Origin of the sequence: Methylobacterium mesophilicum (assembly GCF_036441335.1) — a bacterium.
GTDB lineage: Bacteria > Pseudomonadota > Alphaproteobacteria > Rhizobiales > Beijerinckiaceae > Methylobacterium > Methylobacterium mesophilicum_B.
This window is the reverse complement of record NZ_MLBW01000034.1, coordinates 1,232,410-1,253,323: the sequence shown is the minus strand read 5'-3', so window position 1 is coordinate 1,253,323 and position 20,914 is coordinate 1,232,410. Positions and strand designations below refer to the sequence as shown.

Genomic DNA, 20,914 nt, shown 5'->3' with positions numbered 1-20,914 from the left:
TCTAGGATACCGGCGTCGCGAACCCGGGAGCCATCGATGAAGCGCGTGCGGGCCGGCGTCCTAGAGGTCGCCTATCTCGAGTCCGGTCCGGCCGACGGGCCGACGGTCGTTCTGCTCCACGGCTTCCCCTACGACGTCCACGCCTGCGCGTCCGCGGCCGCGCGGCTCGCCGCGGACGGCGCGCGCTGCCTCGTGCCGTACCTGCGCGGCTACGGGCCGACCCGGTTCCTCGATCCCGCCACGCCGCGCTCCGGCGAGCAGGCGGCGCTCGGGGCCGACCTGCTCGCCTTCCTGGACGCGCTCCACATCGGCGACGCCGTCCTCGCCGGCTACGATTGGGGCGGCCGGGCGGCCTGCGTGGTGGCGGCGCTCTGGCCGGAGCGGGCCCGGGGACTCGTCAGCTGCGGCGTCGGCTACAACATCCAGAACATCCCGGTCGCCGGGAAGCCGGTCGCGCCGGAGACCGAGCACCGGCTCTGGTACCAGTACTACCTCCACGGCACGCGCGGTCGTGCCGGCCTCGCCGCGAACCGGGACGCCTTCTGCCGCCTGCTCTGGCAGCTCTGGTCGCCGACCTGGGCGTTCGACGCGGAGACCTTCGCGCGGACCGCCCGCGCCTTCGACAATCCCGACTTCGTCGACGTGGTCGTGCATTCCTACCGCCACCGCTTCGGCCTCGTGCCGAGCGATCCGGCGCTGGTCGAGATCGAGGCGCGGCTCGCGGCCCAGCCGGCGATCGCGGTGCCGTCGATCGTGCTGCTCGGCGCCGATGACGGCGTCGGGCCGCCGCCCGCCACCGACACGGAGGCCCGCCATTTCACCGGTCCGTACCGGCGTGAGATCGTCGCGGGGATCGGCCACAACTTTCCGCAGGAGGCGCCGGACGCCTTCGCGACGGCGATCCGCGCCCTGCTGTGAGCGCGCCGCGGATGCCCGACGCTTCGGCGTTGCTTTCGGGAAGCCCCTGGCTATAGTCCGCGCGCTTTTCGACAGGTCTGCGGGCGCCACATCCGGCGGCAGGCCTGCGCGCCATTCGCAGGAGACGCTCGTTGATCACCCCCGCCTTCGCGCAAGGGGCCGGTGCGGCCGCTGGCGGAGCGGAGATCGCCTTTCAGGTGGTCCCGTTCGTCCTGATCTTCGTGATCATGTACTTCCTGATCCTGCGACCGCAGCAGAAGCGGGTCAAGGACCACCAGGCGCTGCTCAAGTCCGTGCGCCGGGACGACACGGTCGTCACCAACGGCGGCCTCGTCGGCCGCGTGACCAAGGCCTCGGACGACCAGCCCGAGATCGAGGTCGAGATCGCCCCGAACGTCCGCGTGCGGGTGGTCCGGACGATGATCTCCGAGGTCCGCGCCAAGGGCACGGTGAAGGCCGCCTGATTTCCGGTTGAACCGGCCGGCGCCGTGCGCCGGCCCAAGAGAGAAAAAGACGGCCGATGCTGCGCTTCTCCCGTGCGAAGATCATCGCGACGCTGGGCCTGATCCTGGTGGGGCTGATGCTCGCCGTGCCGAGCTTCTTCTCGCCCGAGCAGCGCAAGAGCTTCGTCGCCAGCCTGCCCTCCTGGTTCCCCAGCTGGGTCGTGCCGACGCGCGCCATCGTGCTCGGCCTCGACCTGCAGGGCGGCTCGCAGCTCCTGCTCGAGGTGGACCAGAACGAGCTGATCGCCTCGCAGGCCAAGGCCCTGCGCGACGACGTGCGCCGCGTGCTCCAGCAGGAGAATGTCCGCGCCGACGGCGGCATCGGCCTGCTCCAGCGCGGCGTCCAGGTGAAGATCGACGACGCCGCTGCCCGGGCCAAGGTCCTGCCGAAGCTCCAGGAACTGTCGCAGCCGATCACCACCTCGCTGGGCCAGACCGCGGCCCGCACCCTGGATGTGTCCGAGCAGCCCGGCGGCGTCATCCGCCTGACGCTCACCGATGCCGGCATCACCGACCGGACCCGCCGGGCCGTGAGCCAGGGCATCGAGGTCATCCGGCGCCGCCTCGACTCGACCGGCACCACCGAGCCGTCGATCCAGCAGCAGGGCGCTGACCGGATCCTGATCCAGGTGCCCGGCGAGCAGAACCCGGAGCGCCTCGAGAAGCTCCTCGGTTCCACCGCCAAGCTGGAGTTCCGCATGCTCGCCGACAGCCCTTCGGGCGACGTCGACATGCTGCCCTCCAAGGACGAGAAGGGCGCGAAGGTCCCGGTGGAGCGCCGGGTCATGGCCGATGGCGGCGAGCTGACCGACGCGCAGCCGGCCTTCGACCAGCAGTCCCACGAGCCGATGGTGAGCTTCAAGTTCAACCTGCGCGGGGCGCAGCGCTTCGGGCAGGCCACCTCGGAGAATATCGGCCGGCGCATGGCGATCGTCCTCGACAACGAGGTCGTGTCGGCCCCGGTGATCCGCTCGGCGATCACCGGCGGCTCCGGCCAGATCACCGGCAACTTCACCGTGCAGCAGGCCAACGATCTCGCGGTCCTGCTGCGCGCCGGCGCGCTGCCGGCCAAGTTCACCGTGGTCGAGCGCCGCGTCGTCGGCCCGGGCCTCGGTCGCGACTCCATCGAGGCCGGCAAGCTCGCGACCCTGGTGGCGGCGGGCCTCGTGGTCGCCTTCATGTTCGCGACCTACGGGACCTTCGGCTTCATCGCCAACATCGCCCTCATGGTCCATGTCGGGCTGATCCTGGGCCTGATGTCGGTTCTGGAGGCGACCATGACGCTGCCCGGCATCGCCGGCATCGTGCTCACGATCGGCACCGCGGTGGATTCCAACGTGCTGATCTACGAGCGCATGCGCGAGGAGAGCCATGCCGGCCGGTCGCTGATCTCGGCGCTGCAGGCGGGCTTCGACCGGGCCTTCGCCACCATCATCGACTCGAACTCGACCATGGCGATCGCCGCCCTGATCCTGTTCTTCCTCGGCTCGGGCCCGGTGAAGGGCTTCGCCGTGGTCTTCATCCTCGGCATCCTCACCACGGTCATCACGGCGGTGACGCTGACCCGGATGATGATCGCGGTGTGGTACAACGTGTTCCGGCCGAAGGCCCTGCCGTTCTGATCTTTGGAGGGTCGACGGAGTTTGCGCGGGCGGCGCGAAGACCCCCTCTCCCGCACGGGAGAGGGGACGCGCGCCTCGCCCGTCTTCGTCGCGACTGTCCGCGAATAGAGTATCGACCATGCGCCTGCTCCGCCTCTGGCCCGATGAATCGCATTTCGACTTCATGCGATTCCGGCGCCTCACCTTCCCGCTCTCGGCGGCGCTGTCGCTCGCGACCGTGGCGCTGTTCCTGACGATCGGCCTGAACTTCGGCATCGACTTCAAGGGCGGCACCCTGGTCGAGCTGCAGGCGAAGTCCGGCACCGCCGACGTGGCGTCGATCCGGCACACGGCCGCGGGCTTCGGCTTCGGCGAGCCGGAGGTGCAGGAACTTGGCAACCAGGGCACCGTGCTGGTCCGCCTGCCGCTCCAGCCCGGCGAGCAGGGCCAGACCGCGGTGATGAACAAGGCCCACGCCGCCTTCGACAAGGATTACGATTTCCGCCGGACCGAGACCGTCGGCCCGCGCGTCTCCGGCGAGCTCGTTCAGTCCGGCACGCTCGGCGTCGTGCTGTCGGTCGTGGCGGTGCTGCTCTATCTCTGGTTCCGTTTCGAGCGGGAGCTGGCGCTCGGCGCCATCGTGGGCACCCTCCACGACATCGTGCTGACCGTCGGCGTGTTCATCATCAGCCGGATCGAGTTCAACATGACCTCGATCGCCGCGATCCTCACGATCGTCGGCTACTCGCTGAACGAGACCGTGGTGGTGTTCGACCGGACCCGCGAGCTGATGCGCCGCTACAAGACCATCCCCACCGTCGACCTGCTCAACCTGTCGATCAACTCGACCATGTCGCGCACGGTGATGACGTCGATCTCGTCCGCGCTGTCGCTGCTGGCGCTGGTGCTGTTCGGGGGCGAGGCCATCAAGGGCTTCGCCGTGGTGATGCTCTGCGGCGTCCTGATCTGCACCTACTCGGCGATCTTCATCTCGACGCCGGTGTTGATCTATCTGGGCCTGATGCTCTCGGGCGCCCGCGCGGCGTCGGAGCGGTCCGGCGTCCCGCAACCGGCGGAGTAGTCCCTTTCCCGAGATGGCCGATCAGCCAAGTCCGAAGAGCTTCGAGTCCGGCTTCGTGCCGGGGCGCCACATCATCGACACCTACGGCAACGGCGGCTTCCGCTTCGCCGGGATGTCCCATCGCGGCTCGATCCTGCTGCTGCCCTCCGGGGTCCGCGCCTGGGACGTGACGGAGCCGCGGGCCATCGACCGCACGGCCCTGCGCCCGGTCCAGGCCGAGGCCGGCGGCATCGAGCTGCTGCTCGTGGGGACCGGCCTCGACATCGCGGCGATCGACCCCGCGCTCCGGGGCTGGCTGAAGGATTTCGGCGTCGGCCTCGACGTGATGCAGACCGGCGCCGCGGCCCGGACCTACAACATCCTGGTGGCCGAGAACCGCAAGGTCGCCGCCGCGCTGATCGCGGTGGCCTGATGCCGGAGGTCGACGGCCAGACCGCCGAGACCGGGCTCGCCTTCGCGCAGTCCCACTGCGAGGGCCTCGTGCGCGCCGGCGACCCGGACCGCTACTACGCGACCCTGTTCGCCCCGGCCGCCGCCCGCCCGCACCTCTTCGCCCTCTACGCCTTCTCGTTGACCATCGCGCGGGTGCGCGAGGCCGTCTCGAACCCGATGGCCGGCGAGATCCGCCTCCAATGGTGGCGCGACGCCCTGCAGGGCGAGGCGCGCGGCGACGTGCGCGCCAACCCGGTGGCGGCGGCCCTGGAGGAGGCGATCCGGGCGAACCGCCTCGGCCGTCAGCCCTTCGTCGACCTGATCGATGCCCGCGTCTTCGATCTCTACGAGGACCCGATGCCCCGGGTGAACGACCTGGAGGGCTATTGCGGCGAGACCGCCTCGGCGCTGTTCCGGCTGGCGAGCCTCGTGATCGGCACCGGCACCGAGCCGGGCGGCGCGGGCGCGGCCGGCCATGCCGGGGTCGCCTACGGGATCACCGGGCTCCTGCGGGCGCTGCCGTGGCACGCCCGCGCGGGGCAGGTCTACCTGCCGGCCGATATCCTGGGCCGCTACGGCGTCACCCGCGAGGACATCGTGACGGGCCGCGGCGGTCCGGGCCTGCGCCGGGCCTGCGCCGATCTGCGCGATCTCGCCCGGCAGCACCTCAAGGCCTTCGAGGCTGCGCGCCCGACCATCGCGCCCTCGGCGGGCGCCGCCTTCCTGCCCACCGCCCTGGTCGAGCCCTACCTCGCCGCCATGGAGCGGGCCTCCTACGACCCGCTCAACACGCCCGTCGAGTTGCCGCGCTGGCGCCGGCTGTGGCGCCTGTGGTGGGCGGCGCGGCGGGTGGGATAGCCGCCGCTTCGAGCTCTTCGCGAGCGGCGCCACGCGCGCGGACACGTTGCGCAGCCTTATGTCGCGTCGCTGCGCGCGCGCTGATGGAGCGCTGTCAGAGCACCTGCGCCAGTCCCAGCACCAGGGCCGCCAGCCGGGCCGGCGCGCCGAGCTCCGGCTCGGCCTCCGGCGTCGCCAGCACCGCCACCCGGCAGCCGCTATCGCCTCTGAGGCCCGTCACCAGCCGTCCGCCCGGCTCGAGGGCCGCGCGCCAGTGCGGCGGGATCGCCGGGACGCTGCCGTTGACGAGGATCCGGTCGAAGCCGCCGTCCGGTAGGTCGGGGGCCAGCCCGTCAGCCCGGACGACATGCACCTCGGACAGGGCAGCGAGCCGCCGCGTCGCCGCCCCGGCCAGCGAGATGTAGCGCTCCAGGCTGAGCACCGCCCCGGCGCCCAGCTGGGCGAGCAGCGCGGTCACGTAGCCCGAGCCCGTGCCGATCTCCAGGACGCGCTGGCCGGGCTCGAGCCGCAGCTGCGCCAGCATCAGCGCCACCGTGGACGGCGCCGTCATCGAGGCGCCGCAGGACAGCGGCAGCGCGATGTCGCGCCGCGCGTGCTCCCGATGCGGCGGCGGCGCGAAGGTGTCCCGCGGGACCTGCTCCATGGCCCGCAGCACCGCGGTGTCCCGCAGCCCGCGGCCCCGGAGCGCCATCACGAAGGCCGCGTTGCCGGCAGCCTCCTCCAGGCTGCCCAGATCGATCCACGTCCTTTCGATCACTCGGCGAAGGCCTGCGCGAAGCGCGTCAGCGTCGGCTCGTCGGTGAGGTCGAGGCGCAGCGGCGTCACCGAGATCCGCTTCTCGGCGATGGCCTTGAGGTCCGAGCCGTGGCCCGGCTCGAACCGGGCCTTGGCGAAGGCCAGCCAGAAATACGGGTTGCCGCGCCCGTCGACCCGGGCGTCGATCGACAGCAGCGCCTGGTTGCGGAAGCCCTGCGCCGCCACCGCGATGCCCTGCACGTCGGCCGGCTCGCAGTCCGGGAAGTTCACGTTGACCAGGATGCCGGGCTCGATCCCGGTCTCCAGGATCTTGCGGACGACCTTCGCGCCGTGCGTCCGGGCGCAGTCCCACTTGAGCGCACCGCGCCCGCCGGCCCCGTAGGCCTGGCTCAGGGCGATGGAGCGGATGCCCAAGATCGTCCCCTCCATGGCGGCCGCGATCGTGCCCGAATAGGTCACGTCCTCGGCGACGTTCTGGCCGCGGTTGACTCCCGACAGCACGAGATCCGGCCCGTGATCGCCCAGGATGTGGCGCACGCCCAGGATCACGCAGTCCGACGGCGTGCCCTTCACGGCGAAGCGCTGCTCCGAGACCTGCCGCAGCCGCAGCGGGTCATTGAGCGAGAGCGAGTGCGACACACCGGACTGGTCGCTCTCCGGCGCCACGACCCAGACGTCGTCCGAGAGGTCCCGGGCGATCTCCTCCAGGGTGCTGAGCCCCGGCGCGTGGATGCCGTCGTCGTTGGTGACCAGGATGCGCATCAGCGGGTGCCCTCGATCCGGTTGAGCCCGCCCATGTAGGGGTGGAGCACCGACGGGACCGTGATGCTCCCGTCCGGGTTCTGGTAGTTCTCCATCACGGCGATGAGCGCGCGGCCGACCGCAACGCCCGAGCCGTTGAGCGTGTGGACATAGGCCGGCTTGCCGTCCTTGCCCCGGTAGCGGGCGTTCATCCGCCGCGCCTGGAAGTCGCCGCAGACCGAGCAGGACGAGATCTCGCGGTGGGTGCGCTGGCCGGGCACCCAGACCTCGATGTCGTAGGTCTTCTGGCTGGCGAAGCCCATGTCGCCGGTGCAGAGCGTCATCACCCGGTAGGGCAGATCGAGCTTCTTCAGCACCGCCTCGGCGCTGGTCAGCATCCGCTCGTGCTCGTTGGCGGATTCCTCCGGCGTCGTGATCGAGACCAGCTCGACCTTGCTGAACTGGTGCTGGCGCAGCATGCCGCGGGTGTCGCGCCCCGCCGCCCCGGCCTCGGCGCGGAAGCAGGGCGTCAGCGCGGTGAAGCGCAGGGGCAGCTCCTCCTCGCGGAGGATCGCCTCGCGGACGAGGTTCGTCAGCGGCACCTCGGCGGTGGGCACGAGCCAGAACTGCTCGTCGCTGACCGGCGCGGAATCCGCGCCGGCCTGCCCCTGCAGCGACCTGACGTAATCGAGTCCCTTGAAGACAGAGAACTGGTCGTCCTCGAACTTCGGCAGCTGCGCGGTGCCGAACATGGCGGCGTCGCGTACCAGAACCGGCGGCGCCACCTCCAGGTAGCCGTGCTCCTGCGTGTGCAGGTCGAGCATGAACTGGCCGAGCGCCCGCTCCAGCCGCGCGAGCTGCCCCTTCAGCACCACGAAGCGCGAGCCGGACAGCTTGGCCGCCGCCTCGAAATCCATCAGGCCCGAGGCCTCGCCGAGCTCGAAATGCTCCCTGCCCTCGGTCAGCCGCTCGCGGGTCGCGGCGTGGCTGCGATAGAGCACGTTGCCGTGCTCGTCCGCGCCCTCGGGGACGTCGGGCTTCGGCCGGTTCGGGATCGCGGCGAGGCGGTCTGCCAGGGTCTTGTCGGCCGCCTCCTGCGCCGCCCTCAGCTCCGGCTCGGCGCCCTTCAGGGCCGCGACCTCGGCCATCAGGGCGGCGGCGCGGTCCTCGTCCTTCGCCTTCTTGGCGCCGCCGATCTCCTTGGCCAGCGCGTTGCGCCGCTCCTGATTGGCCTGCGCGGCCGAGACGGACGATTTCCGCGCCTCGTCGAGGGCGATCAGCTCGGCCGAGAGCGGCGCGAGGCCCCGGCGGGCGAGGTCGCGGTCGAAGGCGTCCGGGTTCTCCCGGATGGCGCGGATGTCGTGCATCGAGTCGGCTCGGGTCTTCTGCGCGGCGTCGAGCGCGCGGGCCCCGCTTTGCCGCATCGCGTCCGGTGGGACAAGCGCGCGGGCGCGCCCGAGCCGGCCGTCAGCCCTTCGGCGGCGCGAGCTTGAGCTGGTCGATCGCCCAGAGCCACGTCCCGTCCGGTTGCTCGCGGGCGACCTCCACCGAGAACGCGCCGTTGGGCAGCCGCGCGAAGGTCATGGCCAGCGCGCCGTTGCGCAGCGGCGGCGGCGTTTCCGGCGCCGGGAAGTCGGATTTGCGCGCCAGCAGGTCGGCGTAGAAGGTCCGGATCTCGGCGTGGCCCGTGGCGACGACGCGGCCCGCCGCTAGCACCGCGTCGGGCTCGTAGAGGGCGACGAGGCCCTCGACGTCGCCGGCATTGGCGCGGCGGTTGAACAGGTCGGCGAGCGCCTCGGGGGCGCGGGCCGGCTCTCGCGTCTGGTTCGTCATGGCATTTCCTCAGTCCGGCCCTGGCGGCCGCTCGGTGCTGCGGCAATGCGCCGGGCGGCCGATGTGTCCCCGGCGCGCGTCATTTCAGGCGCGTGCCGTCGCGGTCGGCCACCGAGACGGCCACCGGGATCCCGGCCTTGACGCTCTCCGAGACGGTGCAGAACCGCTCGAACTGCTCCAGCACCCGGTCGATCCGCGGCATGTCGGCGGCGGCGGCCCCGAGCTGGATGTGGACGCCGATCCCGGTGACGCGCAGCCGCCCCTCGGCGTTGCGCTCCACCCGGCACGACGCCTCGGCCGCGACGCCGCGCGCGTCCTGGTGGAACTTGCCCAGGGCGAAGACGAGGCTGGCGCAGAGGCAGTTCGCGACCCCGGAGATCAGCAGTTGCTCGGGGAACGGCCCGGTCCCGCCGCCGATCGGCGGCGCCTCGTCGGTGCGGAGCGCCGGCAGGGCGGCGCTGAAATCGACGGTGAAGACGTAATCCGCGACCTGGGTGATCCGGATCGTCGGTTCCGCTTCCATCGATGCTCCCCGGCAAACCTGTCGGCGCGACCGGCCGGGTATACCAACGTCCGATCCCCGTTCGCGTTCGGGAGGACTGCGCCATGCGTCCGGACACGGATGATTTCCCCGGTTCTTCCCCGTAGAACCGGCCGCCTGACCGACCCGCACGCGAACCCCCCGATCCGATGACGAGCCCCGCGACCCTCGACACCCTGATGCCGCTCCTCGAGCGCATCGCCACCGCGCTGGAGCGGGCCGCGCCCGCCGTCCCGCCGGCCTTCGACCCGAGCGCCGCCGACGCCTTCCTGTGGGGGCCCGAGCGCCGGCTGACCCCGGTGCCGCAGGTCGCCCGGGTGGAGATGGGTCTGCTCACCGGCATCGACCGGGCGCGCGACACCCTGGTGGAGAACACCGAGCGCTTCGCCCGCGGCCTGCCGGCCAACAACGCCCTGCTGTGGGGCGCCCGCGGCATGGGCAAGTCCTCGCTGGTCAAGGCGGCCCACGCCGAGATCAACGCCCGCCGGCCCGCCGGCAGCCTGCCGATGAAGCTCGTCGAGATCCACCGCGAGGACATCGAGGCGCTCCCGGACCTGATGGCCCTGCTGCGGCCGGACCCGCACCGCTGGCTGGTCTACTGCGACGACCTCTCCTTCGATGCCGACGACACCTCGTACAAGTCGCTCAAGACGGCCCTCGACGGCGGCATCGAGGGGCGTCCGGGGAACGTGCTGTTCTACGCCACCTCGAACCGCCGCCACCTCCTCGCCCGCGACATGGTGGAGAACGAGCGCTCGACCGCGATCAACCCCGGCGAGGCGGTGGAGGAGAAGGTCTCGCTCTCGGACCGGTTCGGCCTCTGGCTCGGCTTCCACAAGTGCAGCCAGGACGAGTACTTGGCGATGATCCGCGCCTACGCCGACCGCTACGGCCTCGCCGTGGCGCCGGAGCAGCTGCGCGCCGAGTCCCTGGAATGGGCCACCACCCGCGGCTCGCGCTCGGGCCGGACCGCGTTCCAGTTCATCCAGGACCTGGCCGGGCGGCTCGGGAAGACGCTGGACTGAGGGGCGGCTTCAAGTCTTTGGCGTGACCCGATTCCCGGTGCTCGCGTCGGCCCCACCGTCTTTGCGAGCGGAGCGAAGCAATCCAGGCAGCGCCACGCCCGACAACGTCGCGCAGCCCTGGGTCACTTCGCTCCGCCCGTGATGACGGAGGGCGCGCTAGCGCCCGCTCGACCCGAACCCGCCCACGCCCCGCTCCGAGCCGGGGCCGGGCACTCCCTCCAGCACGGTCAGCGCCGGCCGCGCGATCCGCGTGAAGACGAGCTGCGCGATCCGCTCGCCCGGCTCGATCCGCACGGGCTCGGATGCGTCGCGATTCCAGGCGGAGACCAGCAGCGGGCCCTCGTAATCCGCGTCGATCACGCCGGTGCCGTTGCCGAGCACCAAACCGTCCCGGTGGCCGCGGCCCGAGCGCGGGAAGATCAGCCCGCACCACGCGGGATCGCGGATCAGCACGCTGAACCCCGCCGGGATCAGGACCGCCTTCCCTTGAGGCTGCAGCTCCAGGGGGGTGTCGAGGCAGGCGTGCAGGTCGAGGCCGGCCGCGGCCGACGAGCCCCAGCGCGGGAAGCCCCAGCCCGGCAGGCGCGGGTCGAGCAGCCGCAGCCCGACCTCCGCCAGATCGCTCACGCGGTCATCCGCGCGATCGCCTCGGCCATGGCGAGCGTCCGCCGGGCGACCTCGACGTGGAGGCGCTCGACCATCTTGCCGTCGACCGCGATGACCCCGCGCTCGCGGTTCTCCGGCAAGTCGAAGACGTCCATCAGCCGGCGGGCCTGCGCGATCTCCTCGGCATCCGGCCCGAAGGCGGCGTTGGCCGGGCCGATCTGGCTCGGGTGGATCAGCATCTTGCCGTCGAAGCCGAGGTCGCGGCCCTGCGCGCACTCGGCCTCGAACCCGGCCGCGTCCTCGAGGTCGGTGAACACGCCGTCGATCGCCTCGATCTCGTAGGCCCGGGCGGCGGCCAGGATGTTCATCAGCCACGGAACCAGCGCGGCCCGACCCGGTGGTCGGATCCGGGACGCCTTCAGGAGGTCGTTCGGGCCGATCACCAGGGCGGCGAGCCGCCCGTCCACGTCCCGCGCGGCACCGGCGATCTCGGCGGCGTTCACCACCGCCATCGGTGTCTCGATCATCGCCCAGACCCGTGTGGCGAGCGGCGCGCCGAGCCGGCGCAGGCGGGAGCCCACGGCGATCAGCGTGTCGGAGGTCCGGACCTTCGGCACCAGGATCGCGTCCGGGGCGGCCGGCGCGAGCGCCACCAGGTCGGCCTCGCCGTCCTCGGTCTCCGGCGGGTTGACGCGGACCACGACCTCGCGCGGGCCGAAGCCCCGCGCGGCGACCGCCGCGGCCACCTGCGCGCGCGCCGCCATTTTCGCGGCTGGGGCGGTGCCGTCCTCGAGGTCGATCAGGATCACGTCGGCGGGCAGCGACCGCGCCTTCTCCAGCGCCCGGGCGTTGGAGCCCGGCATCGCCAGCACGCTGCGACGGGGACGGATCTCGCTCATCACGCTTCTCCCAAGCCGGCGTCGGCCTCGGCGACGCCGATAGCTTTCCGCGCGCATCCCGGCAAGAACGCCGGCCGTAACGGTGGCGGCGCGGACAGCGGCGGAGGAACGGCATGGCGCGCTGGATCGCGGGACTCGACGGCTGCCGCGGCGCCTGGGCGGGCGCGCTCCTCGACCTCGACGATCCCGACCGGTACCGCTGCGCGCTGTTCCCGGACGTCGCCGCCGTGCTCGACGCGAACCCGGATAGCCTCACCTTGGAAAACGCGATCACCCGCTGGGTCCAGTCGACCGCCCTGATGCGGTCGGATGTCGAGGCCCTGATCGGCTTCGCGCTGGCGATCGGCGTCACCCTGCACGCCCTGNCCCGGCTCGGGCCGGCGCGGGCGTCGGTGTTCCCGATGCCGCCGCGGGGCGCGGTCTACGCCTCCGACTACGCCGCCGCGAAGGCCGCCTCGCGGGCGGCGAGCGATCCGCCCTTCGCGCCCTCGATCCAGGGCTACAACATCTTCCGCTACGTCCGCGCCGTCGACACGCTCCTGCGGGAGCGCCCGGAGGCGCGCGCGCGGCTCCACGAGGTGCATCCCGAGGTGGCCTTCCACGCCCTCAACGGCGGCCGGCCGCTCGGCCTGCCCAAGAAGGGCAAGCGCGCCCGGGAGGGGCTGGATCTCCGGCGGGCGCTCCTCGCCGCCGCCGGCCTCCCCGCCGCGCTGATCGGGTCCCGGGTGAAGGGCGTTCCGGAGGACGACCATCTCGACGCCCTGGCGGCCCTGGTGGTGGCCCGCGACCTGAGCCTCGGACGGGCCGAGCCGCTGCCGGATCCGCCCGGGCGCGACGCCGTCGGGCTCCCCGTCGTGATCTGGGCACCGGCGCCGCGCCCGCTGTGCTGAGCCGTCGCCCGCGCGACTGCCGGGCGCGCCGTCGGCCCCAACGTGCTGTTTTGCACGCTGGCGCGCGCGCGGCCGGTGTCCGTCCCCGGCGCGTGCTCTAGCTCTGGTTCCATGAGCGCCGCGAACCCCCTGCCCGTCCGTCACATCGCCCGCGCGATCGTCCTCGATCCGCGGGACCGGATCCTGCTCATCGCCTACACGTCGGTCCACGCGACGGGGCCAGACGGGGCACCGCTCCGGTTCTGGTTCATGCCCGGTGGCGGCCTGGAGCCCGGCGAGGACCACGTCACCGCCTGCCGCCGGGAGCTGGAGGAGGAGATCGGCCGGGGCGACGCCGCGATCGGCCCGCAGGTTGCGGCTTGCGACGGCCCGTTCCACCTGTTCCGGCAGGCGCGGGACGCCCGGGAGCGCTACTTCCTCGTTCGCCTTCCGGACGACCGCGTCGACACGAGCCGCCTCGCCGAGACCGAGGACAACCCGCTGATCGGGACGCGCTGGTGGCCGCTCGACGAGCTGCGCGCCAGCGGCGAGCACGTCGAGCCGGCCGGCCTCGCGGATCTGGCGTCGGACCTCGCGCGCGGGACTATTCCGGCCCAGCCGCGCGTTCTTGCTTGGCGAGGACTTTGATTTCACTCCCGCTGTCGCGGATTTGTCTAACTGGAGACGACTTTATGTTCCCCGTCTACCTGACCGAAGGCTACCGGTCCTTCCTCCTCGATCGCTTCCCGACCGAGCGTCGGCGCTTCGCGCAGCTCGCCTCCACGCAGAATCCGGAGATCCTGGTCATCAGCTGCTGCGACAGCCGGGTCTCCCCCAGCGCGATCTTCAACGCCGGCCCGGGCGAGCTGTTCACGATCCGCAACGTCGCCAACCTCGTGCCGGTCTACCAGCCGGACGGCCAGTATCACGGCACGTCCGCGGCCCTGGAATTCGCCGTCCAGGCGCTGGAGGTGAAGCACATCGTCGTGCTCGGGCACGCCACCTGCGGCGGCATCAAGGCCTGGGCCAACAAGGCCAAGCCGCTCTCGCCGGGTGACTTCATCGGCAAGTGGGTCTCGCTCGTGGGCCAGGCCGAGGACAAGGCCGGCGATCCCGGAGCGCCGAACTACCTGACCAAGCTGGAACACGCCGTGGTCGTGCAGAGCATGGAGAACCTGCTGACGTTCCCGTTCGTGAAGGAGCGGGTCGACGACGGCCGCCTCGAGATTCACGGCGCCCATTTCGGCGTGGCCAGCGGCTCCCTGCTGGTGCGCGATCCGCAATCCGGCGAGTTCAAGCCGCCGATCGACACCGCCGGCCAGGCGGTCCGCTCCGTCGCCGCCATCGCCTGCGAGTGAGCGCGCGGCGCAGGCCGTGAGGTTTGGCGCCGCCGTATCCGGTCCCGGATCCGGACGCGACGGCGCGCCTCGAAACGGTCCGCCCCGGCGCGCGATCTGCGCGGACGGACTCACGGTCACCCGAGGCCGACAGAGCCGTCCACGCGAGAGAGGCGGCGGGCTCGCGCCCGCCGCCTCTGGATCGGTCCGGCCGAGGCCGGGCCGCCGATGACGATGCCGCCTTACATCGCGCCCGGGAGACGCTCCGCCTGCTGCAGGTGCATCTGGAGAGCCGGCAGGGCCTGCTGGGCGTAGTTGCGCAGTGCCGGGTTCGGGCCGCCCTGGGCGTAGGCCTGGGTCATCGCGATGGTCATCTGATGGGCCTGGATCTGCTGCGAGGCGTACAGACGGTCGAAGCGCGCGCCGGCCGGGGCGGACGACAGCTGGGCCAGCATCGCCTGCTGCTCAGGGTTCGGCGGGACGATCGTCGAGGCACCGGTGGCTCCCACGTCGCCGCGACCGATCTGTCCGCCCGCGGCGGCACCGCGCGCCGCGCCGGCGCCCGCGCCCTCGAGCGCTGCCCGCCACCGCGATCGGGGCGGTCACCAGGCCGCCGAGGCCGGGATCGCCGGCGACGCCGTTCATCTGGCCGCCGGCCAGGGCCACGTTGGCGGCGCGGTGGTCACGGAGCACTTCCTGGGCGTAGGAGCGGATGCGCGGGTTGCGCGACTTCGACAGGGCGATCTGCGAGGACTGGATTTCGAAGGCGTTCGCCTGCATCGACTGCATGCGGAAGTCGTTGGCGCTCTGAGCCATGGCCGGGGTCGACAGCGCCAGGACGAGCGCGGACGCGGCAGCGTAGTTCTTCAGCATCGGGACCTCTGTTCGAAATGGGCACGCGAACCGCGGAGGGACGCCGCATGCGCGGCACGGGCGTCTTGGCAGACGACGTCCTGGAAGGCGCCGAGCCGACGCGGTCGCGAATTGGTCGGTCAACGAGGTTATCGGCTTATGGTTCCTGCCGTTTTCGCCTCGGAGGGGACGGTTCCCGGCCGGATCTGATCCCGCGCGTGCGCCCGTTCGGGGGATACTGCCGGGTGTCGATCGCGCTCCCCCGGGAGGGCGACCTCGATGGGCGGGTCCTTCCGGCCTCGCCTTCGGGCGGAGCGCGCGGCGCGACGCGCGCGGGCAGCCCGTGATCGTCGTCGCCGTCCAGATCCTGCGCGCCGCCGCCGCCCTCATGGTGGCGTGGCACCACGCCCGGCACGAGGTGGCGCTTCTCGCCGACCGCGGCGCCGGCCCGGCGCTCGACCCCGCGACGCTGCTGCCCTGGTGGGGCGGGGTCGATCTGTTCTTCGTGATCTCCGGCTTCGTCATCGTCCACGCCGGCGGCCGGCTCGCCGGCCGACCGGGCGGGCGCGTCCGATTCCTCGCCCACCGGGTCGCCCGGGTGGTGCCGCTCTACTGGCTGGTGAGCCTGCTCTACCTCGTCCTGGCGCTGGCGCGGCCGGACCTCCTCGGGGATGCGGCCGCGCTGGTGCGTGACCCGCTCGCCCTCGTGGCGAGTTTCCTGTTCTGGCCGGCCGCCCGCCCGGACGGCACGGTCCAGCCGCTCTACGGCCTCGGCTGGACCCTGAACTACGAGGCGGCCTTCTACGTACTCTTCGCCGCGGGTCTGGGCTTCGGCCTGCGCGGTGCGGTCGCGTGGCTGTGCGGGAGCCTGGCCGGCCTCGTGGCGGTCGGTGCCCTTGTGCCGAACCTGCCGGTACCGCTCCGCTTCTGGTCGGATCCGATCGTGCTCGAGTTCGCCGCCGGCGCCGGTCTCGCCCTCGCCTGGGGCGCGGGGTTCCGGCCGGCCCTCCTGCTGGTGGCCGCCGCCCTCGGAAGGCCCCGCGACGCGGCCGCGGTCGCGCGGCTGCCGTTCCCCTTGCGCGGGCTCGTCGAGTTCGGCGACGCGTCCTACGCGCTCTACCTCGTACACCCGTTCGCGCTGCGCCTCGTGCGCGAGGTGCTGCTCCGGCTCGGCCTCGCCCCCGCCCTGCATCCGTGGGGCAGCATGGCACTGATGCTCGCCGGCAGCGTCGCGGCCGCGCTCGTGATCCACCGCCTCGTCGAGCGGCCCCTGACCCGGGCGCTGCGGCGGCGGCTCGATCCGGGCGCGCCGCAAAACCGTGTGCGCGCCGTGCCGGCCCCGGTTCCACCGGGCGGCCGGGCGGATTAGCCTCGCGTGCCCGAGGAGGAGGCCAGCATGAAGACCCTGCTCGTACCCGTCGCGATGCACGACGCCCTGCCCTCCGTCTTCGAGACGACCCGGCTGGCGGCGACGCGCTTCGGCAGTCTGATCGAGGGCGTGTCCCTGCGCCCGGCGCTGGCCGAGTACGTGCCGGTCGACATGGTCGGCGGCATGACGTGGCTGCGCGACGAGGAGGCCGACCGGGCCGAGGCCGAGGAGGCGGGCGGTCGGTTCATCGCCTTCATGGACGGCGCCGGCATTCCGCGGCACGCCCGCGACGGGCTCTGCATTCCGGACCGCGTACCGGATGCCGGACCGCGCTACCGCTGGCGGCAGGACGTTCCCACCGGCGACGCGTTCCTCGGGCAGTACGCGCGGCTGTTCTCGGCCACGGTCGTCGGGCGCCCGGGGACCACCGACAACGCCCCGCGCATGACCACGTTCGAGACGGCCCTGTTCGAGAGCGGCCGGCCGATCCTGCTGGCGCCGCCCACGGCACCGGCCAGCCTCGGCGAGGCGGTCATCATCGCCTGGAACGGCTCGACCGAGACCGCCCGGGCGGTGGCTTTCGCGATGCCGTTCCTGCGGCGGGCCGAGCGGGTGCTCGTGCTCAGCGTCGAGGGCGGCATGGTGCCGGGCCCGACCGCGCAGGATCTCGCCCAGGCGCTGGCCTGCGAGGGCGTGGACGCGTCGCACCGGGCCCTGCCGGCCGGCCGGCGGGTCCCCGGCGAGACCTTCCTGGCGGAGGCGAAGGCCTTCGGCTGCGACCTGCTGATCAAGGGCGCCTACACCCAGAGTCGCCTGCGCCAGATGATCTTCGGCGGTGTCACCAGCCATGTCCTCGCCCATGCCGACATGCCGGTCCTGATGGCGCATTGAGCTGGGGGTCGCGCCCGCCCGGATGACGGGAGGCGGGGCAGCCGTTCGCGTCAATATGGGGCCGGGAACCTTGGCCGGGTCCCGGCGTTCGGGTCCCGCACCCGTACGGCACGCCCCCCGTGACACGCCCCCACGGCATGTGTCCTCGGCACAAGCCCGGGAAAGGAGCCCCGTGACGAGCCCCGTGAGACGCCTCTTCCTCGCCGGTCTCCTGGCGATCGCGGCCATCCCCGCCGCCCGCGCTGAGCCGACGACCGTCCGGTTCCGCGGCACCATCGTCAGGGCCGACTCGGAGCGCCTGGAGATCCGACGCGCCAGCGGCAGCACCCTGGCGGTGCAGCTGGGCCCCCGGACCCGCATCTACGCGGTCAACGGCGCCAGCCTGCGGGCGATCAAGCCGGAGAGCTACGTCAGCATCCTCGGGGCAACCGAGTCCGACCCGCGGCAGGTGAGCGCCGTGACCCTGTACTCGCCCTCCGAGCGCGGGTTCGAGGCGGGCAGCCAGGCCTGGGACACCGGGCAGGGCGCGCGCCTCACCGCCGGGTGGGTCGCCGACCTGCAGCGGGGCGCGCCCACGCGCGTGACCGTCGCCTACAGCGGTGGCCAATCCTCCTTCGCCATCCCCGACGGCACGCCGGTGACGCAGTTCTCGCCGGGCGAGAAGGCGATGCTGCAGCCGGGCGCGGCCGTGACGATCTTCGCGCGCTCCGGCGACGACGGCAGGCTGGTGGCGGGGACGGTCGCAGTCGGCCGCCAGGGGGTCGTGCCGGGGCTCTGACCCGACCGACCGGGACGCTGCGTCACCGAAGGCGCAGCAAACCCGCGCGCGGACTCGGAAGCTGCGCTACACCGGTCGGCGATGACCGAGTCCACCTTCACCCTCGATCCGCGCCTCTCGGCCGACACCGCCGAAGTCGGCGACCTCGCCCTGTGCCGCGTGCTGCTCATGGACGATGCCCGGTTCCCGTGGCTGATCCTGGTGCCGCGCCGCGCCGACGTCGCCGAGATCACTGATCTCTCCGAGGCCGATGCCGCCGCGCTCTGGCAGGAGGTCCGCCTCGCCACGGGGGTGATGCAGGCCCTGTCCAAGCCCGACAAGGTGAACATCGGCGCCCTCGGCAACGTGGTCGCGCAGCTCCACGTCCACGTCGTCGGCCGGTTCCGGTCCGATCCCGCCTGGCCGGGGCCGGTCTGGGGGTTCGAGACGCGCAAGCCCTACCCGCTCCACGCCCGCGCCCAGCTCCTCGAGCGCGCCGGTGCCCTCTTCTCCGCGGCCTGAACCCTGGCATGACCGATCCCCGCGACACCCTCGGCTTCGTCCGCAACCGCCTCGACCGCCACTCGGCCGAGCAGCCCGAGGAGGCGGTGCCACCCTTCGACACGCCCGAGGCCCGCCTCGTGCTGATCTGCGGCGACCGGATCGTGCTGCGCGGTGAGACCGCGCTGATCGCCGTCGCGGAGGCGGCGGGCCTCGCGGGCGGGACGCGCGTCTTCCTCGGGCATCGGGACGGGCGGCCCGTCTTCGCCGCTGCCGCGCCGGCCGAGGCCGCGGAGCGCTTCGCCGAGGGGCCGACCCGCACCCTCGATCTCCGGTCGATCGCCACCGACTCCGCCGTGGAGGCCGAGGAGCTCGGCCTGCTCGCCGTGGCCAAGTCGATGCTCGACTGGCACGCCCGCCACGGCTTCTGCGCGAATTGCGGGACCGCCACCGTGGCCAAGGCCGGCGGCTTCCGGCGCGAATGCCCGAGCTGCAGCGCCCACCACTTCCCCCGGGTCGACCCCGTGGTGATCATGCTGGTGCGCCGGGGCGACACCTGCCTGCTCGGCCGCGGTCCGCATTTCCGGCCCCACATGTATTCCTGCCTCGCGGGGTTCCTGGAGCCCGGCGAGACGATCGAGGACGCGGTCCGACGCGAGGTGTTCGAGGAGACGCGGATCCGGGTGGGCGCCGTCACGTACCGGACCTCGCAGCCCTGGCCGTTCCCGTCGTCGCTGATGATGGGCTGCGCCGCCGAGGCGCTCGACGAGGCCATCGTCACCGATCCCAGCGAGCTGGAGGACGCTCGCTGGTTCAGCCGGGCCGACGTCGCCGCCATGCTGGCGGGCACGCATCCGGACGGGATCCTGGCCCCGCCGCCCATGGCGATCGCCCACTACCTGATGCGCGCGTTCGTGGCCGGCGAGACCTGACCCGGACCAGCCGGGCTCGGCGGCGCCCCGGCGAACGGCGTCGGCCCGGACGCGCCGGGGCCGCTGACCTGCCGTTCCCCGGCGCGCCNGAGGTCGGCGGCCGTGCCGCGCAGGGCCTGCTGGCCCGGGCGGGTGGCGTTGAACACCAGCAGCGCCGGCGTCGTGGGCGCCAGCCCCTCCGCCACGGCGCGCGCCAGCAGCGCCCGCAGGGTGCGCTTGGGCATGTAGACGACCGTGGTGACGCTCGGATCGGCGAGCGCATCCCAGTTCAGGTCGTCCGGCAGGGCCCCGCGGCGGTCGTGGCCGGTGACGAACTGCAGGCGGCGCGCGGCGTCGCGATGGGTCAGGGACAGGCCGAGGGACGCCGCCGCTCCCTGGGCGGCCGAGACGCCCGGGACCACGGTCACCGGGATGCCGGCGGCCCGGCAGGCCTCGATCTCCTCGCCGGCGCGGCCGAAGACCAGCGGGTCGCCGGATTTCAGCCGCACCACCTGCTTGCCGGAGCGGGCGAGCTGGACCATCAGCGCGTTGATGTCGTCCTGCCGGCAGGACGGGCCGTGGCCGGTCTTGCCGACCAGCATGGTACGGGCCTCGCGGCGGGCGTAGTCGAGGATCTCGGGTGCGACGAGGTCGTCGTAGAGGATGACGTCGGCGTTGCGCAAAGCCCGCAGCGCCTTGAGCGTGAGGAGCTCCGCGTCGCCGGGGCCGGCCCCGACCAGCGTCACGGCACCGCCCTTCGGGGCGCTCTCGGTCTCGCCGAGCAGCTCGGCGAGGTCCCGGTCCGACGGCGCGCGGTCGGGCTCCGCGAAGGCCCGGTCGGTGAAGCGCTCCCAAAAGGCCCGGCGGTCGGCGAACCCGTGGAAGCGCGCGGTGACGCCGTCCCGCCAGTCGCGGGCCGCGGCCATCCAGCGGGCGAACCCCCGGGGCAGCATCGCCTCGATCCGGGCGCGCACGGTCTGGCCGAAGACCGGGGCGGCGCCCTCCGTGGAGATGCCGACCACGAGCGGCGAGCGGTTGACGATGGCGCCGAATTTGACGTCGCAGAGGTGCGGCCGGTCGACCGCGTTGACGATGGCGCCGGCGCCGCGGGCCGCCGCCACGAAGGCGACGCACTCGGTCTCGTCCTCCATCGCGCCGATGCAGAAGGCCGCGCCCCAGAGGTCGTCCGGGCTCCAGGCGCGTTCGTGCAGAACCACCTGCCCGTCGACGATCTCGCCCGGCACGGCGCGCAATTCCTCGCCGGGCTCGGGGGCGTAGACGTCGACATGGGCCCCGGCCGCCGCGAGGAGCTTCACCTTCCAGGGGGCGCCTCCGGAGGAGCCGGCCAGCACCACCCGCTTGCCGCGCAGGGGCACGAAGACGGGCAGCACCGCCAGCGGCTCCAGGCCGGCCGCCTTGGTCTCGCGGGGCGCGCGGGCGGCGCGCAGGGGGGTATCGGTCACGGGTCTGTCCTGAATCGTCCTGATCCGGCCGATCCCGTCTGCCCCTTCATCCCGAGGTGCCGGAGCGTAGCGGAGGCCTCGAAGGAGGGCTCCAGTCGGCCGCGCGATCCCTGGAGCCCGCCTCCGAGGCCCGCTCGCGCGGGTCCCTCGGGATGAGATGATCTGACGGG

22 protein-coding genes and 2 pseudogenes are annotated in these 20,914 nt (G+C 72.8%); 15 read left to right on the top strand and 9 right to left on the bottom strand.

The features are described from left to right. The first annotated feature begins 36 nt into the window (after positions 1–36). The 6 genes from MMR14E_RS26675 (at position 37) to MMR14E_RS26650 (ending at position 5,393) form a co-directional block, all read left to right on the top strand. Positions 37–918: an alpha/beta hydrolase gene (locus MMR14E_RS26675; protein WP_331318453.1), complete on the top strand. Its 882-nt coding sequence runs from the start codon at positions 37–39 to the stop codon at positions 916–918. 131 nt (positions 919–1,049) lie between these two features. Then, complete coding sequence (gene yajC, locus MMR14E_RS26670) at positions 1,050–1,382, top strand: preprotein translocase subunit YajC (RefSeq protein ID WP_273564009.1); 333 nt, start codon at positions 1,050–1,052, stop codon at positions 1,380–1,382. A 56-nt stretch (positions 1,383–1,438) separates the two neighbouring features. Beyond that, positions 1,439–3,043, top strand: coding sequence for a protein translocase subunit SecD (secD, locus tag MMR14E_RS26665; protein WP_331318452.1), 1,605 nt, complete (start codon positions 1,439–1,441; stop codon positions 3,041–3,043). 118 nt (positions 3,044–3,161) lie between these two features. Then, positions 3,162–4,103 (top strand): protein translocase subunit SecF, encoded by a 942-nt coding sequence (secF, locus tag MMR14E_RS26660; RefSeq protein WP_331318451.1) that lies wholly within the window; start codon positions 3,162–3,164, stop codon positions 4,101–4,103. A 13-nt stretch (positions 4,104–4,116) separates the two neighbouring features. Next, positions 4,117–4,515, top strand: a complete 399-nt coding sequence (locus tag MMR14E_RS26655) for an Mth938-like domain-containing protein (protein ID WP_331318449.1) — start codon at positions 4,117–4,119, stop codon at positions 4,513–4,515. Then, the gene (locus MMR14E_RS26650) at positions 4,515–5,393 is read left to right on the top strand and encodes a phytoene/squalene synthase family protein (protein WP_331318448.1); all 879 of its coding nucleotides are present in this window, start codon (positions 4,515–4,517) and stop codon (positions 5,391–5,393) included. The genes MMR14E_RS26655 and MMR14E_RS26650 overlap by 1 nt, the downstream gene beginning before the upstream one ends. Before the next feature lie 94 nt (positions 5,394–5,487). Here the strand turns inward: MMR14E_RS26650 and MMR14E_RS26645 are convergent, their stop codons facing one another. The 5 genes from MMR14E_RS26645 to MMR14E_RS26625 form a co-directional block, all read right to left on the bottom strand. Then, a complete protein-coding gene (locus MMR14E_RS26645; RefSeq protein WP_331318666.1) occupies positions 5,488–6,084 on the bottom strand; it encodes a protein-L-isoaspartate O-methyltransferase family protein in 597 nt (198 codons plus the stop codon). Positions 6,085–6,146: 62 nt separating this feature from the next. Continuing rightward, a complete protein-coding gene (surE, locus tag MMR14E_RS26640) occupies positions 6,147–6,911 on the bottom strand; it encodes a 5'/3'-nucleotidase SurE (RefSeq protein ID WP_331318446.1) in 765 nt (254 codons plus the stop codon). Next, positions 6,911–8,257: a serine--tRNA ligase gene (gene serS, locus MMR14E_RS26635; protein WP_331318444.1), complete on the bottom strand. Its 1,347-nt coding sequence runs from the start codon at positions 8,255–8,257 to the stop codon at positions 6,911–6,913. The genes surE and serS overlap by 1 nt, the downstream gene beginning before the upstream one ends. A 100-nt stretch (positions 8,258–8,357) precedes the next feature. After that, complete coding sequence (locus MMR14E_RS26630) at positions 8,358–8,723, bottom strand: nuclear transport factor 2 family protein (protein WP_331318443.1); 366 nt, start codon at positions 8,721–8,723, stop codon at positions 8,358–8,360. A 79-nt stretch (positions 8,724–8,802) separates the two neighbouring features. Beyond that, positions 8,803–9,246: an OsmC family protein gene (locus MMR14E_RS26625; protein WP_331318442.1), complete on the bottom strand. Its 444-nt coding sequence runs from the start codon at positions 9,244–9,246 to the stop codon at positions 8,803–8,805. A 167-nt stretch (positions 9,247–9,413) separates the two neighbouring features. On the opposite strand from MMR14E_RS26625, the gene MMR14E_RS26620 reads away from it, so the two are divergent. Next, a complete protein-coding gene (locus MMR14E_RS26620; protein ID WP_331318440.1) occupies positions 9,414–10,289 on the top strand; it encodes an ATP-binding protein in 876 nt (291 codons plus the stop codon). 156 nt (positions 10,290–10,445) lie between these two features. Here MMR14E_RS26620 and dut read toward each other — a convergent pair whose 3' ends face one another. Together dut and MMR14E_RS26610 are read right to left on the bottom strand one after the other, a co-directional pair. Then, positions 10,446–10,916, bottom strand: coding sequence for a dUTP diphosphatase (gene dut, locus MMR14E_RS26615; protein WP_331318438.1), 471 nt, complete (start codon positions 10,914–10,916; stop codon positions 10,446–10,448). Continuing rightward, entirely contained in the window at positions 10,913–11,794 is an 882-nt protein-coding gene (locus tag MMR14E_RS26610) for a CoA ester lyase (RefSeq protein ID WP_331318436.1), read from the bottom strand. The genes dut and MMR14E_RS26610 overlap by 4 nt, the downstream gene beginning before the upstream one ends. 113 nt (positions 11,795–11,907) lie before the next feature. On the opposite strand from MMR14E_RS26610, the pseudogene MMR14E_RS26605 reads away from it, so the two are divergent. The 3 genes and pseudogenes from MMR14E_RS26605 to MMR14E_RS26595 all read left to right on the top strand — a co-directional run bounded on the left by MMR14E_RS26605 (position 11,908) and on the right by MMR14E_RS26595 (position 14,021). Next, positions 11,908–12,684 (top strand): annotated as a pseudogene (locus MMR14E_RS26605) (DUF429 domain-containing protein). A gap of 111 nt (positions 12,685–12,795) precedes the next feature. Beyond that, complete coding sequence (locus MMR14E_RS26600) at positions 12,796–13,311, top strand: NUDIX hydrolase (RefSeq protein ID WP_331318433.1); 516 nt, start codon at positions 12,796–12,798, stop codon at positions 13,309–13,311. A 44-nt stretch (positions 13,312–13,355) separates the two neighbouring features. Continuing rightward, the gene (locus tag MMR14E_RS26595; protein WP_331318431.1) at positions 13,356–14,021 is read left to right on the top strand and encodes a carbonic anhydrase; all 666 of its coding nucleotides are present in this window, start codon (positions 13,356–13,358) and stop codon (positions 14,019–14,021) included. Positions 14,022–14,242: 221 nt separating this feature from the next. Here MMR14E_RS26595 and MMR14E_RS26590 read toward each other — a convergent pair. Then, positions 14,243–14,873, bottom strand: a pseudogene (locus MMR14E_RS26590) (DUF4142 domain-containing protein). A gap of 322 nt (positions 14,874–15,195) precedes the next feature. Between MMR14E_RS26590 and MMR14E_RS26585 the strand changes: the two are divergent. The 5 genes from MMR14E_RS26585 to nudC all read left to right on the top strand — a co-directional run bounded on the left by MMR14E_RS26585 (position 15,196) and on the right by nudC (position 19,302). Further along, positions 15,196–16,221 carry an acyltransferase gene (locus MMR14E_RS26585; protein WP_331318428.1) on the top strand — a complete coding sequence of 342 codons (1,026 nt, stop codon included), beginning with the start codon at positions 15,196–15,198 and terminating at the stop codon, positions 16,219–16,221. A gap of 27 nt (positions 16,222–16,248) precedes the next feature. After that, complete coding sequence (locus MMR14E_RS26580; RefSeq protein ID WP_331318427.1) at positions 16,249–17,112, top strand: universal stress protein; 864 nt, start codon at positions 16,249–16,251, stop codon at positions 17,110–17,112. 184 nt (positions 17,113–17,296) lie between these two features. Next, positions 17,297–17,890, top strand: coding sequence for a hypothetical protein (locus MMR14E_RS26575; protein WP_331318425.1), 594 nt, complete (start codon positions 17,297–17,299; stop codon positions 17,888–17,890). 81 nt (positions 17,891–17,971) lie between these two features. Beyond that, the gene (locus MMR14E_RS26570; RefSeq protein WP_331318422.1) at positions 17,972–18,391 is read left to right on the top strand and encodes an HIT family protein; all 420 of its coding nucleotides are present in this window, start codon (positions 17,972–17,974) and stop codon (positions 18,389–18,391) included. An 8-nt stretch (positions 18,392–18,399) separates the two neighbouring features. Further along, the gene (gene nudC / locus MMR14E_RS26565) at positions 18,400–19,302 is read left to right on the top strand and encodes an NAD(+) diphosphatase (protein ID WP_331318420.1); all 903 of its coding nucleotides are present in this window, start codon (positions 18,400–18,402) and stop codon (positions 19,300–19,302) included. Here nudC and cysG read toward each other — a convergent pair. After that, entirely contained in the window at positions 19,266–20,744 is a 1,479-nt protein-coding gene (gene cysG, locus MMR14E_RS26560; RefSeq protein WP_331318418.1) for a siroheme synthase CysG, read from the bottom strand. The genes nudC and cysG overlap by 37 nt on opposite strands. Positions 20,745–20,914 lie beyond the last annotated feature (170 nt).